Annotated in this window: 10 protein-coding genes and 1 pseudogene; 5 read left to right on the plus strand and 6 right to left on the minus strand. The window is 75.3% G+C overall.

Translation table 11 applies throughout. The features are described 5' to 3' along the window. Positions 1-30: 30 nt before the first annotated feature. On the plus strand, positions 31-1,455 hold the full coding sequence (locus K7G61_RS01230) for an alkaline phosphatase family protein (RefSeq protein WP_225844580.1): 1,425 nt from the start codon (positions 31-33) through the stop codon (positions 1,453-1,455). Positions 1,456-1,580: 125 nt separating this feature from the next. Continuing rightward, positions 1,581-2,924, plus strand: coding sequence for an MFS transporter (locus K7G61_RS01235; RefSeq protein WP_225844581.1), 1,344 nt, complete (start codon positions 1,581-1,583; stop codon positions 2,922-2,924). On the opposite strand, the gene K7G61_RS01240 is transcribed toward K7G61_RS01235, so the two are convergent. Then, positions 2,911-3,828, minus strand: a complete 918-nt coding sequence (locus K7G61_RS01240) for an EamA family transporter (RefSeq protein ID WP_225844582.1) — start codon at positions 3,826-3,828, stop codon at positions 2,911-2,913. The two genes, K7G61_RS01235 and K7G61_RS01240, sit on opposite strands and share 14 nt — an antisense overlap. 138 nt (positions 3,829-3,966) lie before the next feature. Further along, positions 3,967-5,400 carry an MFS transporter gene (locus tag K7G61_RS01245; protein WP_225844583.1) on the minus strand — a complete coding sequence of 478 codons (1,434 nt, stop codon included), beginning with the start codon at positions 5,398-5,400 and terminating at the stop codon, positions 3,967-3,969. A gap of 115 nt (positions 5,401-5,515) precedes the next feature. Between K7G61_RS01245 and K7G61_RS01250 the strand changes: the two are divergent. Continuing rightward, positions 5,516-6,004: pseudogene (locus K7G61_RS01250) on the plus strand (MarR family winged helix-turn-helix transcriptional regulator); the annotation flags it as partial. A 352-nt stretch (positions 6,005-6,356) separates the two neighbouring features. On the opposite strand, the gene K7G61_RS01255 reads toward K7G61_RS01250, so the two are convergent. Then, a complete protein-coding gene (locus tag K7G61_RS01255) occupies positions 6,357-6,605 on the minus strand; it encodes a hypothetical protein (protein WP_225844584.1) in 249 nt (82 codons plus the stop codon). A gap of 127 nt (positions 6,606-6,732) precedes the next feature. Then, the gene (gene malQ / locus K7G61_RS01260) at positions 6,733-8,889 is read right to left on the minus strand and encodes a 4-alpha-glucanotransferase (protein WP_225844585.1); all 2,157 of its coding nucleotides are present in this window, start codon (positions 8,887-8,889) and stop codon (positions 6,733-6,735) included. Between the two features lie 191 nt (positions 8,890-9,080). On the opposite strand from malQ, the gene K7G61_RS01265 reads away from it, so the two are divergent. Together K7G61_RS01265 and K7G61_RS01270 are read left to right on the plus strand one after the other, a co-directional pair. Further along, positions 9,081-9,890 carry an ABC transporter ATP-binding protein gene (locus K7G61_RS01265; RefSeq protein WP_225844586.1) on the plus strand — a complete coding sequence of 270 codons (810 nt, stop codon included), beginning with the start codon at positions 9,081-9,083 and terminating at the stop codon, positions 9,888-9,890. Beyond that, on the plus strand, positions 9,887-12,397 hold the full coding sequence (locus K7G61_RS01270; RefSeq protein ID WP_225844587.1) for an FtsX-like permease family protein: 2,511 nt from the start codon (positions 9,887-9,889) through the stop codon (positions 12,395-12,397). Before K7G61_RS01265 ends, K7G61_RS01270 begins: the two co-directional genes overlap by 4 nt. Before the next feature lie 534 nt (positions 12,398-12,931). Here the strand turns inward: K7G61_RS01270 and K7G61_RS01275 are convergent. Beyond that, positions 12,932-13,939, minus strand: coding sequence for a hypothetical protein (locus tag K7G61_RS01275; RefSeq protein ID WP_225844588.1), 1,008 nt, complete (start codon positions 13,937-13,939; stop codon positions 12,932-12,934). A 163-nt stretch (positions 13,940-14,102) separates the two neighbouring features. Continuing rightward, a complete protein-coding gene (pepN, locus tag K7G61_RS01280) occupies positions 14,103-16,703 on the minus strand; it encodes an aminopeptidase N (RefSeq protein WP_225844589.1) in 2,601 nt (866 codons plus the stop codon). Between the last annotated feature and the right edge of the window lie 180 nt (positions 16,704-16,883).

The raw sequence follows: 16,883 nt of genomic DNA on the forward strand, positions 1-16,883 counted from the left end.
TCGCACCGGCAGCTCTAGGGAGGAACGTCCATGGCCGAGTTGACTCGACGCCGGCTCCTCGGCGCGGCGGCGGGGGCGATCGGCGGATCGGCGGCGCTCACGCTGCTCCCGCCCAGCCTGCAGCGGGCGGTCGCGGCAGGTCCGCCCCGCAACAGCTCGCTCGCCGACATCGAGCACGTCGTACTGCTCATGCAGGAGAACCGCTCCTTCGACCACTACTTCGGCACCCTGTCCGGAGTCCGGGGCTTCGGCGACCCCGCCGCGCTGAAGCTGTCCACCGGCCGTTCGGTCTTCTACCAGCCCGACTCGGTCAACCCCGACGGATACGTGCTGCCCTTCCACCTCGACACCAAGAAGTCCAGCGCCCAGGCCATCCCCTCCACCAGCCACGCCTGGTCGGTCCAGCACCAGGCGTGGAACAACGGCAGGATGGACAAGTGGCTGCCCGCCCACCGGGCGGCGGACGGCGCCAACGGTCCGTACGTCATGGGCTACTACACGCGCGACGACATCCCCTTCCAGTTCGCGCTCGCCGAGAACTTCACCGTGTGCGACAACTACTTCTGCTCGGTGATGGGCCCGACCTGGCCCAACCGCCTGTACTGGATGACGGGCACCATCGACCCCGGCGGCACCAAGGGCGGCCCGGTGATCAGCAACAGCGCGCCCAAGCCGTACACCTGGACGACCTACGCCGAGCGCCTGCAGGCGGCCGGAGTGAGCTGGAAGGTGTACCAGCAGACCGACGACTACGGCTGCAACCTGCTGGAGCAGTTCGCCGCCTTCAAGAACGCCAAGCCCGGCTCCGCGCTCTACGAGCAGGGGGTGCGCCCCCAGCCGGCCGGCACCTTCGAGGACGATGCCCGTGCCGACCGGCTGCCCACCGTCTCCTGGATCATCCCCACCAGCACCCAGTCCGAGCACCCCGACTACCTCCCGGCGGCCGGCGCGGACTTCGTCGCCCAGAAGCTGGAGGCCATCGCCGCCAACCCCGACGTGTGGGCCAAGACCGCGTTCATCCTCAACTACGACGAGAACGACGGCCTCTTCGACCACGTCCCGCCGCCCACCGCGCCGGCCGGCACCGCCGCCGAGTACGTGAACGGCCTGCCCATCGGCGCCGGCTTCCGGGTCCCCGCGATCATCGTCTCGCCCTGGACGGTCGGCGGCTACGTGGCGAGCGAAGCCTTCGACCACACGTCCCCCCTGCGCTTCCTGGAGCACGTCACCGGCGTGAAGGAGACCAACATCTCCGCCTGGCGGCGCAGCACCTTCGGTGACCTGACCTCGGTGTTCCGCTTCACCGACACCCAGCCCGCCCCGCGGTTGCCCACCGACACCGCCCAGCAGCTCGCCGAGGCGCAGCAGGAGGTCGCCACCCTGCCCAAGCCGACCCTGCCCGGCGCCGACCAGTCCCTCCCCGTTCAGGAACCGGGTTCCCGCCCGCACGTGTAGCCGCCGCCCCGGGCGCCGGCCCGCCCGCACGTGCGGCCGGCGCCCGGGCGGAAAGCCGTGGGCGGGCGCCCGGGCCGCCGGTAGCATCGGTGCCTTTGGCCGGGCGGCGCGGGGGAGGCACGGGTATGGCGGCGACGGGACTCGGCAAAGACTTCCGGGTGCTGTGGGCGGCCAACTCGGTCTCCACCCTCGGCGACGGCATGGTCGCCGCGGCCGCGCCGCTGCTGGTCGCGTCCGTCAGCGGCAACCCGGTGCTCGTCGGGCTCGCGGTCTTCGTCCAGCAGCTGCCGTGGCTGCTGTTCGCGCTGGTCAGCGGCGTCTTCATCGACCGGCTCGACAAGCGGCGGCTGATCGTGGCGGTGGACGCCGGCCGCGGTGTGCTGACCGCCCTCCTGGCGCTGGCGGTCTGGTCGGGGCACGCGTCGATCCCGGTGATCTACGTGACGGCGTTCGTCCTCGGCACGGGGGAGACCCTCGCCGAGACCGCGGCCTCGACCCTCGTGCCCGCCGTCGTGCCGCCCGAGCTGCTGCCGACCGCCAACTCGCGGCTGCACGGCTCGTACTTCGTGCTCAACAAGTTCGCCGGGCGTCCGGCGGGCGCGAGCCTGTTCGTCCTGGCGGCGGCGGTGCCGTTCGGCCTGGACGCGACCTCGTTCGTCGTCTCTGCCGCCCTGGTGGCGACCATGCACGGGATACGGCGCGAACGCGGGGCCGTGCCCCCGGCCCCCTCGGCCGAGCGCCCGCCGGACGCACCGGCCCCAGCCCCAGCTCCCGCCCCAGCCTCAGCCCCACCCCCTGTCCCCGCCCCTGCTCCCGCCCGCTCCTCCGTACGCGCCGACATCGCCGAAGGGCTGCGTTGGCTGTGGGCCGAGCCCGTGATCCGGATGCTCACCGTGGCGCTGTGCCTGATGAACCTCACCCTCACCGCGGGCATGTCCATCCTCGTCCTCTACGCCCGCGACCGGCTGGGGACGGGCGAGGTGGGCTACGGGTTCCTGCTGTCCGCCAGCGCCGTGGGCGGGGTGTTCGGCGCGCTCCTCGCGCCCCGGCTCCAGGCGTGGCTGTCGGCGTCGGTCCTGCTCAGGGCCGGGCTGGTGATCGAGACCCTGACGCATGTGGGGCTCGCCTGCGCCACCACCGGCTGGGTGGCGGGGGCCGTGCTCGTCGCGTTCGGCGTCCACTCGTCGGTGTTCGGCGGGGTCGAGACGACGTTCCGGCAGCGGCGGGTGCCCGAGGAACTGCGCGGGCGGGTGCAGAGCGCCTTCATGACGTTCGCGCTGGGCGGCAACGTGCTGGGTGCGCTGATCGGCGGCCCGCTGGTCCGGTGGTACGGGGTGACCGCGCCGTTCTGGTGGTCGGCGGCCGGGATGGCGGTGCTGACGGCCGTGGCGTGGCGCCCGTTCGGCCGCAACCTGCGCCCGGGCCAGGGCGGTCGTGCCGCCGGCCGCCCGGCGGTCACGCACTCGTAGAGTGCCGGGTGCGGGGGGTGTCCACGGCCGTACGGGCCCGGTCGCCCTTGGTCCGCCCGGCCGGCCGCTGGCCCCACAAGGTGGCCGCCAGGGCCAGCGCCATGCCGGCGAGCTGGACCGGGCCCAGGGACTGGTGCAGGGCGACCCGGCCGATCAGCGTGGCGGACAAGGTGCTGAGGAAGGCCAGGAGGCTGACGGAGGTGGCGGGGAGCCGGGAGATGCCGCGGAACCACAAGGCGTAGGCCAGGACGGTGTTGACGAGGGCGAGATAGGCGTAGCCGAGGAGATTGCGGGTGTCGAGGGCCGGCGGGAGCCCCTCGGCGAGGAGGGCGACGGGGGCGATGAACAGGGCACCGGCGGTGAGCTGCCAGCCGGTGAAGGGCAGCGGTCCCACCCCGGCCGGGCGCCCCCAGCGCTTGGTGAGCACGGTGCCCGCGGCCATCGCGGCGGCGCCGCCCAGCCCGGCCGGCACCCCGACCGCGTCGAGCCCGGCGCCCGGCCGCAGGACGACGAGCGCCACTCCGAGCGCCCCGAGGACGGCGGCGGCCCAGGCCCGCGCTGTGGGCCGCTCGCGCAGCACCGCCGCGGACATCCCGGCCACGAACAGCGGCCCCACCGCCCCGACCACGGCCGCCACCCCGCCCGGCAGCCGGTACGCGGCCAGGAACAGCAGCGGGAAGAACGCCCCGATGTTCAGCGCCCCCAGCACCGCCGACTTCCACCACCACGCCCCGCGTGGCAGCGTCCTGGTCGCCGCCACCAGCAGCAGCCCGGCGGGCAGCGCCCGCATCAGCCCGGCGAACAGCGGCCGGTCGGCGGGCAGGAACTGGGTCGTCACGGCGTACGTCGACCCCCACGCGACCGGCGCCAGCCCGGTCAGTACGACATCGGCGGTTCGGGACACGGTCTTTCTCCTCGGGACTCGGGGGCGGCTCGGGGGACTCGGGGGCGGCTCGGCGCGGGATCGGCGGAGCTCACTCCGCGCGGGCTCGGTGGGTGCGCCGGGTACGCGGTGGTGTGCTGAGGGCGCGGCGGACGGCGGTCACGCGGCCTGGGCCGCCCGCGGGCGCCGCCGCTCGCCGCCGCCCGAGGCCACGGTGGCCGGCACCGTCAGCAGGACCGCCTCCCGCGGCAGGCGGCGTTCCAGGCGCAGGAGAAGGGCGGCCGCCGACAGGCCCGTGGCGGTCAGCAGGAGCCACGGCAGGCGGGCGTCGGCCGCGACCAGGGCGGTGAACAGGGAAGGGGCCAGTGTGCTGGCGAACGACCAGGAGAGCTGGTAGGCGGCCATGTAGCGGCCCCGCAGGGCGTCGGGCGCGGCGGCCATCGCCAGTGTGCCGGCGGCCGGGTTGTGGACGAGTTCGGCGACCGTGTAGAGGGTGACCAGGGCCAGCAGCGCGCCCACCACGATCCATCCGGTGTGCGGGCGCACCGTCCCGAGCACCGCGAGCCCCGCGAAGGAGGCCGCGAACAGCGCCGAGCCCAGGGCCGCCGACCGCGTCCTGCGCGCCCCCGTACGCCGTACCGCTCCCGCGACGGCCACCCCGCCGATCCCGCACAGCACCGTGTTCACCGTGAAGGCCGCCCCGGTCAGCGCCTGCGGCGCGCCCAGCGTGCTCCCGATGAACAGCGGGAAGAGCACCGCCAGCGCCGAATATCCCAGTGCGACGAGGAAGTTGACGGCGGTGAGCCCGAGGAAGGGCCGGTCCGCCAGCACCAGCCGGTAGCCCGAGGCCCGCCGGACCCCCGCCGCTGCGGATCCGCCACCAGTCGCGGGTCCGGCCGGTCCGCCAACGGTTGCCGGCCCGTCACCGGTTGCCGGTCCGGCCGATGCGGCTGATACGGCCGGTCCGGCGGCCTCGCGCCCGGCCGCGGCCGGTACCGGTACCCGTCGCGTCAGCAGGGCGGCCAGGCCGAAGGAGGCCGCGTTCAGCCAGGCGGCGAGCGCGAAGCCGTGGTCCCCGGCGAGGGTGACGATCAGGGAGGCGAGCAGGGCGCCGGCACCGAGGCCGCCGTTGCGCAGCGCGCGGGAGGCGGCCTGCAGGCGGTCGCGGTCGGCGCCCCGGGCGATCTCGCCGAGGAAGGACTGCTGGACCGCGGGGAAGGCCCGGTCGCCGAAGGCGGTGCCCAGGGCGACGGCGGCGAAGGCCGGCAGCGAGGCCGCGAACGGATAGAGCGCGAAGCCGCCGCCGCGCACCCCGTAGAGCAGCAGTTGCACGCGGCGGGCCCCGTACCGGTCCACCGCCGCCCCCGCGAGCGGGAGCGCGGCCATCCCGGCCAGCCCCACGGCGGTCATGACCGCGCCGACCACGGCGAACGACAACCCGGTGATGTGGTGGAAGAACACCAGGCTGAACGGGATGTACATGCCCGAGCCGACCGAGTCCACCCCCATCGCGGCGAGCATGGCCCGCTCCCCGGGTATCCGCGCGACGCGGCCGCGCGCGCCCTTCCCCGTTCCGGACGTCGTACCAGCCATCGAGAGCCCCCGATCACAGAGTTCCTGTAGGTCGATGCAAAGTAGCTTAGCTCCAAGCAACTTAGTGTCAAGCGACTATCTCGCCGTCAAGCCTGCTGGGCCGATAATGGGCTCCATGGACACACGTGACGCCGTCGACGCCATCACCGCGCAGTGGAACGCGGAGCGGCCGGACCTCGACACCCTCCCCATGGCCGTCTTCGGGCGGATCTACCGCCTGTCACGGCTCATGGGCGACCGGATGGAGAAGGAGTACCAGCGGTACGGGATCGGCCGCGGCGAGTTCGACGTGCTCTCCACGCTGCGGCGCTCGGGGGAGCCGTACACGCTCTCACCGCGGCAGTTGTCGGCGACCTTGATGCTCACCACCGGCGGGATGACCGGCCGGCTGGACAAGCTGGAGCGGGCCGGGCTGCTGGAGCGCGCCCCCGACCCGAACGACCGCCGGGCGCTGCGCATCACGCTGACCGCGCGCGGTTTCCAGGTGATCGAGGAAGCGGTCGGCGCGGGCCTGGCCCTTCAGAAGGCGGCGCTGGCCGGGCTCGACCCGCGGCAGGCCGCGGACCTGGCCGGCCTGCTGCGGCTGCTGATGTCCTCGACCGAGAATCCGCCGCAGGAGACGGACCAGTCGACGGACCAGGACGCTGCCCGGGGCATCGCCCAGGACGCGGACGAGGACACGGCCCCCGACACGGCCGAGGCCGACGCGCGGAACCCGGCGCACGACGCGCCGCGGACGCGGGCGGACAAGGCGGGGCGGGACCCGGCGAGGTGACCGCGCGCCGGTCCGCGGAGGTGCGCCCGCGCGGACGTACCCCGTACGCGTGCGCGGGGCGCGCCGCGCCCGACTTCGCGGAGCCCGCGGGCGACCGTACGCGTACGCCTACGCGTGCGCGGGGCGCGCCCCGCGCACGGCGGGACCCGCGGCGGAGCGGCCCCGCGGCCGGCGTGCGCTCTCAGCCGCGCTGTTGCGGCTGCTTGCGGGACTTGTCGGTCACCATGACCAGGCCCGCGATGATCCCGAACAGCACGAGCGGGATGGCGACGTACAGGCCGAGCGTCTCGGCCACGCTGAGGCCGGAACCGGGGTCCTCGCCGTCGTCGTGGGCCAGCGCGAACGCCGGTGTCGCCATCAGCATGACTATCGCCGTGCCGGCGGTCACGACCCCTGCGCGCACGGCCTTCTTGGTGAGCTTCTTGTCCACACCCTCAATGTAGTGACCGCCCCGGTGGGCCGCGCGCCCGGGGTGCCCCAGAAACGGTGTGCCCCAGGAACGGTGTGCCCCGCGAATGGGCGCCCCTGCGAACGGCGCGCCCCGCGTACGGGGTGCGCTACGCCGGGGCTCCCTGGGACGGGGCCTCCCGGGACCCCTGGGAGGGAGGTTGCGCGGCCGGGCCCGGCGGCGCGGGCGCCGTACCGCCCGCCAGCGCAGCGCGGACCTCCGCCGCGAGGGCGTGCAGCCTCGGGGAGGCGGCCAACTGCTCCAGGGTGAGGGGCGTGCCGTCGGGGCCCGCCACCGGCAGGCGCCAGTTGGGGTACTCGTCGGAGGTGCCGGGCAGGTTCTGCGGGCGGCGGTCGCCCACCGTGTCCGGCAGCCAGACGCCGACCATCCGGGCCGGGGTGCGGGCCAGGAACCGGTGCACCGCCTTGATGACCGCCTCCTCGTCCGCCGCGCCCTCCGGGAGCAGGCCCAGCCGGCCCAGCAGCGCGATCCATTCGGCGACCTCGGCCGCCTCCTCGGTCCGCTCCTCGGCCACCGGCCGGGTCAGCAGCCCCAGCCGGTGGCGCAGCTCCACGTGCTCGCCGGTCAGGCGGGCGGCGGTGCTCGGCAGGTCGTGGGTGGTCGCCGTGGCCAGGCAGGAGGCCCGCCAGGCGGCGGGCGGGAGGGGGCTGCGGTCGGCGTCCGGGCCCTCGTACCGCCGCTCGAACCACAGGACGGACGTGCCGAGCACCCCGCGGTCGGCGAGTTGTTCGCGCACCCCCGGGCCGACCGTGCCGAGGTCCTCGCCTATGACGACGGCGCCGGCCCGGTACGCCTCCAGGGCCAGCAGGCCGAGCATCGCCTCCGCGTCGTAGCGCACGTAGGCGCCCTCGGTCGGCGGGCGGCCCTTGGGCACCCACCACAGCCGGAACAGGCCCATCACGTGGTCCATGCGCAGGCCGCCCGCGTGCCGCAGCATCCGGGCCACCAGGTCGCGGTACGGGGCGTACCCGGCGGCGGCCAGGGCGTCCGGGCGCCACGGCGGCAGGCCCCAGTCCTGGCCGCGTGAGTTGAAGGCGTCGGGGGGCGCGCCGACGGACATCCCGGCGGCCAGCACGTCCTGCATCGACCAGGCGTCGGAACCGGCCGGGTGCACGCCGACCGCCAAGTCGTGCACGACGCCCACCGTCATCCCGGCGTCCGTGGCCGCGCGCTGGGCGGCACCGAGCTGGCCGTCGGTCAGCCAGGTGAGCCAGCAGTGGTGGTCCACCCGGTCCAGCAGCTCACCGCGGGCCCTGGCCACCTGCGGGGAGCGCGGATCGCGCAGTCCGGCGGGCCAGCCGCGCCAGTCGGGACCGTGCACCTCGGCCAGCGCGGACCAGGTGGCGTGGTCCTCCAGGGCCTGCCCCTGCTCGGCCAGGAACCCGGCGTACGCGGCCCGCCGGCCGGGGCTGAGCGGAACCTTGCGCAGCAGTGCCAGCGCCTCGGCCTTCAGCGCCCACACCGCGTCGCGGTCGATCAGCGCGCCCTCGCGCAGCACGCTGTCGCGCAGGGCTGCGGCCCGCCGCAGCAGGCCCCCGGCCCGCTCCCGGTCCTCCGGCGGCAGGTAGGCGTACTCCGGCACCTCCTCCACCCGCAGATAGACCGGGTCGGGAAAGCGCCGGGAGGACGGGCGGTACGGGGAGGGGTCCGTGGGGTGCCCGGGGAAGGCCGCGTGCAGCGGGTTGATCTGCACGAAGCCCGCGCCCAGGGCGCGGCCGGACCAGGCGCACAGGTCCGCGAGGTCGCCCAGGTCGCCCATGCCCCAGGAGCGCGACGACAGCGTCGAGTACAGCTGCGCCATGAAGCCGAACGTCCGCCGGGACGGGCCGGGCAGCCGCTCCGGTGCGACGATCAGCTCGCCGCGCGCGGTGCGCCCGTCCCCGGCGCGGACCCGCAGGCCGTAGCGGCCGGGGGTGCGGGGAGTGCCCTCCAGCCGCTCGCCGCCCAGGCTCTCCACGGTCACCTCGGCGGTCCCGGCGGCGACCGCCGGGACCCGCGCCGCCAGGGCGTCGCGAACGGTGCCGCGGCCCGCCCGCACGACGGTCAGCGGGGGGAGCAGGAGGCTCGCCGCCGCGCGCTCGTACGCCTCGGCGGCCTCCTTGACCGCCTGCGGGGTGCTCGCGTCCACACCCAGCGCGGCGAGCACCGCCACGACGGTGTCCTCGCCGACCGGCACGCTCCTGCCGGGCGAGGGTTCGTACGTCACGTCCACGCCGTACAGGCCGGCGAGCCGCCCACGGTCCATGTCAGCTCCGTCTCGTGCGTCCCCGGCCGGTCCGTTGGAGCCCTACCCGGGCTCGGGTGGGGAGAACCCCACCCCAAGACGCCGGATGACGTCATGGTTCGCGGGGCGGGCCGGTCCGTAGCGTCGAAGGCGGGACGAAGGACACCAGGGACACACCAGGGACATCGGACACCGGTGCGGAAAGGACGGCCATGGCACGCCGCGGGAAGAAGGATCCGGGCGCAGGGGTGGAGGACGGGCGCGGCGCGCGGTTCGCCGTGGAGCTGCGGGAAGTGCGCCGCACGTACGGGCGCAAGGACGCGGCGGTGCACGCGCTCAGGGGCGTGGACCTGGCGCTGCCCACGGGGAGCTTCACCGCCGTCATGGGGCCCTCGGGCAGCGGCAAGAGCACGTTCCTGCAGTGCGCGGCCGGGCTGGACCGGCCGACCGCCGGGCAGGTGCGGCTGGGCGGCACCGAGATCACCGGGCTGAGTGAGAACAACCTGACCAGGCTGCGGCGCAGCCGCATCGGGTTCGTGTTCCAGTCGTTCAACCTGCTGCCGTCGCTGACGGTGCAGCAGAACGTGCTGCTGCCGCTGCGCCTGGCCGGCCGGCGGCCCGACCGGCGGGCGGCCGAAGCTCTGCTGGAACAGGTCGGCCTGGCCGGCCACGGACGGCGCCGCCCCGGCCGGCTCTCGGGTGGCCAGCAGCAGCGCGTGGCCATCGCCCGCGCCCTGATCACCCGGCCCGAGGTGATCTTCGCCGACGAGCCGACCGGCGCGCTCGACACCGGCACCGCGCGGGAGGTCCTGGGCCTGCTGCGGCAGGCCGTGGACGCCATGGGCGCGACCGTGGTCATGGTCACGCACGACCCGGTTGCCGCCTCGTACGCGGACCGGGTGCTGTTCCTGGCCGACGGGGCCCTGGCGGGCGAACTGCCGCGGCCGGACCCGGCGACCGTGGCCGACCGCATGGTGGCGCTGACCGCGGCCGCCGCCGGACCGATGGGAGCGGCGGCGTGAACGGCCTGGCCCGCGCGTCCGTGCGGTTCCGGCCCGCGTCCTTCGCGGGCACCTTCGTGGCGCTGATGTTCGCGGTGGCGGTCGTCACCGCCTGCGGCACCCTGCTGCAGACCGGGGTCACCGCCCATGTGGAGCCGGTGCGGTACGCCCACGTGCCGGTCGTGGTGGCCGCCGACCCGCAGGCGCACCTCACGACCGGGCACGGCGACGGCAAGGACACCGAGACCGAGCCGCTGACCGACCGGCCGCGGCTGGAGGCGGCACTGGCCGCCCGCGTCGCCGCCCGCCCCGGCGTCGCGGCGGCCGTTCCCGACCTGGCCTTTCCCGTCCAGGCCGCGCACTTGCCACCGCTGACCGGCAGGGACTGGTCGGCCCACGTCATCGACGCCCCCGGGGCGGCCACCGCCCCCCGCCCGGGCGAGGTCGTCCTCGACCGCGCCGCGGCGGCCGCCGCGCACCTGGCGGCGGGGGACACGCTCACCCTGACCACCCCCGCCGGTTCCGCCTCCTACCGGATCGCCGGGGTCGCCGCCGGCACCGCGGGCACCGCGTACTTCGCCGACACCCAGGCGGCCGCGCTCAGCGGGCACCCCGGGAAGGCCGACGCCATAGCGGTGTTCGGCAGGCCCGGCGTCCCGACCGACCGGCTCGCCGAGGAGGCCCGGGCCGCCGTCGGCGGACAGGCGAAGGTACGCACGGGGAACGGGCGCGGCGAGGCGGAGCAGCCCGAGCTCGCCTCGGCCCGCGAGATGCTGACGGCGATCGGCGGATCGTTCGGCGGTATCGCCACGGCCACGGCGGTGTTCGTGGTGATGGGCACGGTCGCCCTGGCCATCGGGCAGCGCGGCCGGGAGATCGCGCTCCTGCGCGCGGTCGGCGCCACCCCGCGCCAGATACGGCGGACGGTGGCCACCGAGGCGGTCCTGGTCACGCCGCTCGCCGGCGCCGCCGGCATCCTGCCCGGCCTCGCGCTGGCCCGCTGGTGGCTCGGCCAGCTCGTCGCCAGGGGAGCGGTGCCGCACGGGGTGACGCTGTCCGTGGGCTGGATCCCCATGGTGACGGCGACCGGCGCGGCCCTGCTGGGCTCGCTGCTCGCCGGGTACCTCGCCGCCCGCCGCCCGGCGAAGGCCCGGCCCAGCCAGGCGCTCGGCGAGGCGGCAGTCGAACGCCGGCGGCCCGGCGTGATCCGTACCGTCCTGGGCACCGCGGCCGTCGCCGGCGGCTGCGTGCTGGCCGGGGTCGCCGCGCACACCGACGGCGACGACGCCGCGAACACCGCGCTGGGCGTGGTCTTCTGCTTCATGGCCGGCGTGGCGTTCCTCGGCCCCGTGGTGGCCTGGCTCGCCTCCGCGGTCCTCGGGCTGCCGCTGCGGCTGACCGGCGGCGCCCCCGCGGAGCTGGCGGCGGCCAACACCCGGGCGGCCGCCCGCAGGCTCGCCTCGGCGATCACCCCGATCGTCCTGGTCACGGCCTTCTGCGGCACCCTGCTGTGCATGCAGGCGACGACGACGCACGTCTCGGCCCGGCAGATCAGGGACGGCGTGGTGGCCGACCAGGTGGTGGGCTCCGCCGGGGCCGGACTGCCCGCCGGGACCGCCGACCGCGCGGCGCGGATACGCGGTGCGGCCTCCGCCGTCGGCGTGGTCCGCACCGGAGCGCTCTTCCGGGCCGGCGGCTCGCTGAACTCGGCGAACGTCCTGGGCGTCGGCGGCGACCCGTCCGCCCTGCCCGCCGTCCTGGACCTCGGCGTCACCAGCGGCTCGCTGGACCGGCTGACCGGCGACGGCACGACAGTGGCCGTCGACACCCTGCTGGCCGGCGAGGCGAAGGTGAAGGTCGGCGGCCGCCTCTCGCTGTGGCTCGGTGACGGCACGACCGTACGGCCCCGGGTCGTCGCCCTGTACAGCCGCGGCCTGGGCCTGGGCCAGGTGCTGCTGCCGCGCGCGGCGGTCGCCCCGCACGCGGCGGCCGCGTACGACACCCAGGTGCTGGTCCACGACGCGCCCGGCGCCGATCCGGCGGCCGTCCAGCGCTCGCTGCGCGCGCTCGGGGTACCGGGCCTGACCGTCACCGACCGGGCGGGCTACCGCGCGCAGGCCGACAAGGACCTCGAACTGAACGCCTGGGCCAACCGCGTCATGGCCGCCGTACTCGGCGGGTTCGCCGCGATCGCCGCGGCCAACACGCTGGTCATGACGGTCCTGGACCGGCGCCGCGAGGTCGCGCTGCTGCGGCTGGCCGGGACCACCCGCCGGCAGGTGCTCGGCATGATGCGCCGGGAGGCGCTGCTGGTGTGCGTGGCCGGGCTGGCCATCGGCGGCGCGATCGCCTGGATCACGCTCGTCCCGGTGGCGCGCGGCCTGACGGGCGCGTCCCCCTACGTGCCGCCGGTGACCGCCCTGGCCGTGGCGGCCGGCACCCTGCTGCTCGGCCTGGCCGCCACCGGCCTGCCCGCGCGGGCGCTGCTGCGCACCCCGCCGACGACGGCCGGCGCGGGCCGGGAGTAGCCGGGGCGCCGTTTCGGGGGCTCGGCCAGGGCAACCGGACTGACGACCGGTCAGTCGCGAGCGACGCGTCACGTACGGCACCTCAGCCTTCACGCCGCACGTCAGGCGATACGGGGGCGGGGCCGGACGCGACCGGGCGAGGCCCGTCACGCCGCCCGCGTACGAGGCGTGACGGCTGCCTCCCCCGGGCGGCCCCGAAGGCGTGGCCCGGGCCACGTGAGCAACGCCATGCTCCTCCAGGTGGCCGGCGCCCGCGGCGCCCTGGTGGGCGGCGGCCCGATCGCCGCGGGCGGCATCGCGGCGGGCGCGGTCGCCGGGACCGCCAGGTGCTCCGCCGCCTGCGCCGTCCCGTGCCGCCGCGCGCCCCCGCTCGGCCCGGCGGCCCGGCCGGAGCTGTCCACGGCCGCGCGCCGCGCGCCGCCGCTGCCGCCGTACGCCGCCACCTGTATGCCCGGGCAAGGGGACCGGTTCGGGCGGGCGCCGGGCAGGGCCGGCGCCCGCCGCCTGGGACGCGCCCGGCGTCAAGGCGGCGGTTCAGCGCGGCGTGACCACCACATAGGCGGCGGGCGTACGGTCGGCCGAGGACATCAGCGCCGTCCGGACGACCACCGCCTGCTGCTCCATGGCGTCGCGCAGCTTCTCCGGTGTCACGTACACGACCGTGATGCCCAGCGCCTCCAGCCGTTCGCGCCGGCGGGCGGAGCGCGACCACGTGCCGTCGTCGTCGAGCGAGGCGTCGATCGCCACCGCCACCGCGTGCTCGGGCCAGTAGGCGTCCACTCCGCCCAGCGGCGGACCGCCGGGCAGCGTCAGGCGCACGTTCCACACCGGATCCGGCAGATGGTGGCAGTGCACCATCGCGTACAGCCGCTCCTCGGCGACCGCCCGCCCCTCGGCACGCAGCACGTCCATCGCCCCGCGCACGTACGGCCGCTCCAGCAGTCCCGCGGCGGCCAGTTCCCGCACCACCGCGCGGGCCTCGCAGTGCCCCTCCCGTACCGCCTCGGCGAACAGGACGCGGACGGTGTCGATGTCGTCCAGGGCGTCCACCGCGTCCGCCAGCGCCCGCGCCACGGGGGCGCACGGCACGCCGTCCACGTCCTGCGGGTGCGGCAGTTCGCGGACCCGCCGCACGGCCACGTCCCCGGCGTCCCGCAGCCGCCGCTGCCGGTCCACCAGCACGTCGATCCGGGGCAGGCCGGTCAGCGGCGGCAGGCACGAGAAGCCGTGCAGAGCCAGCGCGGCCGGCCCCGTCACCATCGCAGCGTGCGTGCGAGCGTCCCGCCCGGCCGCGTACAGCAGCGCCGCGCGCACCCGCTCCCCGCCGCTGGGCGGCCCCTCGTGCAGCAGGTACACACGGGGGAGCACCTGCTGCCACGGGCCGCCCGGCCGGCACCGCTCCTCGATCTCGGCCGCCGTCATCCCCTCCGCGCGGAGCTGACGTACCGTCACAACCCTTTCGCCGCACCCCGACCCGATGCCCTCCGGGTGCGGTCCCCTCGCCTGCGAGCCGTACCGGTTCCCGTTCGTGTTCCCGTTCATGCGGCCACGATTCCCGCCGCCCGAGCGCCCGCCAACCGCTGTTACACAGCCGTCGACAAACCCGGACAAGCCCGCGCTAAAGCCGACCGGTTCGGTTGCCGAGGAGCCGTCACCCGCGCGGGTGAACGGTCCGGGCGGACCCGCGCCCGCCCGGACCGGCGCGTCAGCGCTCGCGCGCCCCGTCGCACTCCTGGGCGCGAAGGGCGCGGGCCAGGTCGTCGCGCGCTTCGAGCACCAGGCGGCGAAGGGCGGGCGCGGCCTTCTCGTGGGAGGCGAGCCAGGCGTCGGCTGCCGCCAGCGTCTCCGGCCGGTCCTGCGCGGAGGGGAACAGGCCGCGGACCACGTGCATGCCGATCTCGATCGACCGCGTCGCCCACACGCGTTCGATCACCTCGAAGTAGGGCGCCGCATAGGGAGCGGTCAACTCCCGCTGACCGGGCTGGGCGAAACCGGCGATCGTGGCCTCGACGAGGGCGTTGGACAGGGCGTCGGAGTCCACGACGTCGGCCCAGGCGGCCGCCTTCACCGCGGCCGAAGGGCGCGCGGCCAGGCACCGCACCTGGTGGCGGTGGCCGGAGGCGGTGTCGTCCCGTGCGCGCTCGGCCGCGATGTCGTCGGCGTCGGCCGCGCCCTCGGCCGTGAGCGACTCCAGGAAGGTCCAGCGCAGCTCCTGGTCGACGTCCAGCCCGTCGATCACGGCCGAGCCCTCCAGCAGGCCGCGCAGCAGCCCCAGGTCCTCCCGCGAGGACGCCACGGCGGCGAAGAACCGCGCCCAGGCGAGTTGGTGCCCGCTGCCCGGGGCCGCCTCGCGCAGCCCGCGCAGGGCGCCCTCGGCCAGCTCCCGGCGCGCCTCTTCCCGCGCCTGGGGCGCCACGTAGTGCGTCAGCGCCGAACGCGCCTGCAGATGCAGGGACTGCAGCACGCCGATGTCGCTCTCCCGCCCGGCGAACCGCAGGACCAGCCGCAGGTAGTCGCGGGCCGGCATGAGCGCGTCGCGGGTGAGGTTCCACACCGCCGACCACGTCAGCGCCCGCGCCAGCGGGTCCGCGATGTCGCCCAGCCGCTCCCCGACCGTGGCCAGCGAGGCCGCGTCGAACCGCATCTTGCAGTACGTGAGGTCCTCGTCGTTGACCAGCACCAGGTCGGGCCGCTCCTGCCCGCTGAGCTCGCCGACCGCGGTCACCGGACCCGCCACGTCCGTCTCGGCCCGCGCGTACCGCTCGACGGCCCCGTCCGCGCCCACCCGGTACAGCCCGATCGCCACCCGGTGCGGCCGCAGCCTTGGGTGCGTGGCCTCCGCCGTCTGCTCCACCGTCAACTCGGTGATGCGCCCGGACTCGTCCGTAAGGACGCGAGGTGTCAGCGAGTTGACGCCCGCCGTCTCCAGCCAGGCCGCCGACCAGCCGGCCATGTCCCGCCCGGAGGTCTCCCCGAGCACCGACAGCAAGTCGGCCAGCGTGGTGTTGCCGTAGGCGTGCCGCTTGAAGTACCGCCGCGCCGCCTCCAGGAACGCCTCCCGCCCCACGTACGCCACCAGTTGCTTGAGCACGGACGCGCCCTTGGAGTACGTGATGCCGTCGAAGTTGAGCTTGGCGTCCTCCAAGTCGCGGATGTCCGCCACCACGGGGTGCGTGGACGGCAACTGGTCGGCGCGGTAGGCCCACGCCTTGCGGCGGTTGGCGAAGGTGATCCACCCCTCGGCGTACTTCGTCGCCTCGACCTGGGAGAACGACCCCATGAAGTCCGCGAAGGACTCCTTGAGCCACAGGTCGTCCCACCACCGCATCGTCACCAGGTCGCCGAACCACATGTGGGTCATCTCGTGCAGCACCACGTTGGCCCGGTGCTCGTACGACGCCCGCGTCACCTTGCCGCGGAAGACGAACTCCTCCCGGAACGTCACGCACCCCGGGTTCTCCATCGCCCCCAGGTTGTACTCCGGCACGAACGCCTGGTCGTACTTCCCGAACGGGTACGGGTAGTCGAACACGTCGTGGAAGAAGTCCAGCCCCTGCTTGGTGACCTCGAAGATCTCGTCGGCGTCCAGGTGCCGGGCCAGCGACCTGCGGCACAGCACCCGCAGCGGGATGTCGAGCGCCAAGGAGTCGGGCCGGTTGCGGGCGTAGTGGTCCTCCTCCACGTGGTACGGGCCCGCCACCACCGCCGTGATGTACGTCGAGATCGGCTGGGTGGGCAGGAACCGCACGGTCGCGCCGCCGCCCTCGGCGGGCTCCGGCTCCCCTTCGGCGGCGCTGTTGGACAGCACCGTCCAGCCCTCGGGCGCGGTCACCTGGAAGGTGAAGGGCGCCTTCAGGTCGGGCTGCTCGAAGTTGGCGAAGACCCTGCGCGAGTCGGCCGGCTCGTACTGCGTGTACAGGTAGACCTCGCCGTCCTCGGGGTCCTCGAAGCGGTGCAGTCCCTCGCCGGTGCGGGAGTACGCGCACCAGGCGTCCACCACCAGGGTGTTGCGCTCGGCGAGGCCGTCCAGGGCGATCCGGGCGCCGTCGAACACCGCGGCCGGGTCCAGTTCGCGCCCATTGAGGCGGACGGAGGCCACCGAGGGCGCCAACAGGTCGGCGAAGCTGGAGGCCCCCGGCCGCGAGCAGCGGAACTCGATCACGGTCGTCGAACGGAAGGTCCGCTCCCCGCCGTCCTCGGCGGGCGCGGTCGCCGACCGGACGTCCAGCGCCACGTCGTACCGCTCGACGGACAGGATCTCGGCCCGGGCACGGGCCTCCTCGCGGCTGAGGTTCTCGCCGGGCACAGGCGCACTCCTTCGATGGTGCATACAGTGATGGTGCATACAGTCGGCGTACGGTGGTACGTAAGGTGGCACGTACGGCCGGGACGTGGGATGTCGTCCCGACAGGGCATCCTTTCACCGGGGAATGCCGTCGCGCACGCCATGTGTTGTGCGTCGCGTAGAGCGCCCCGGCCCGTGTCC

Source organism: Streptomyces sp. HPF1205 (genome assembly GCF_020400825.1).
Taxonomy (GTDB): Bacteria; Actinomycetota; Actinomycetes; order Streptomycetales; family Streptomycetaceae; genus Actinacidiphila.

What these genes read in the sequence shown, in the direction of transcription:
- K7G61_RS01230 (WP_225844580.1), top strand. Translation starts at nt 31, where the DNA reads ATGGCCGAGTTGACTCGACGCCGGCTCCTCGGCGCGGCGGCGGGGGCG.
- malQ (WP_225844585.1), bottom strand. Translation starts at nt 8,889, where the DNA reads ATGGACCGTGGGCGGCTCGCCGGCCTGTACGGCGTGGACGTGACGTAC.
- K7G61_RS01245 (WP_225844583.1), bottom strand. Translation starts at nt 5,400, where the DNA reads ATGGCTGGTACGACGTCCGGAACGGGGAAGGGCGCGCGCGGCCGCGTC.
- K7G61_RS01265 (WP_225844586.1), top strand. Translation starts at nt 9,081, where the DNA reads ATGGCACGCCGCGGGAAGAAGGATCCGGGCGCAGGGGTGGAGGACGGG.
- K7G61_RS01235 (WP_225844581.1), top strand. Translation starts at nt 1,581, where the DNA reads ATGGCGGCGACGGGACTCGGCAAAGACTTCCGGGTGCTGTGGGCGGCC.
- K7G61_RS01275 (WP_225844588.1), bottom strand. Translation starts at nt 13,939, where the DNA reads ATGAACGGGAACACGAACGGGAACCGGTACGGCTCGCAGGCGAGGGGA.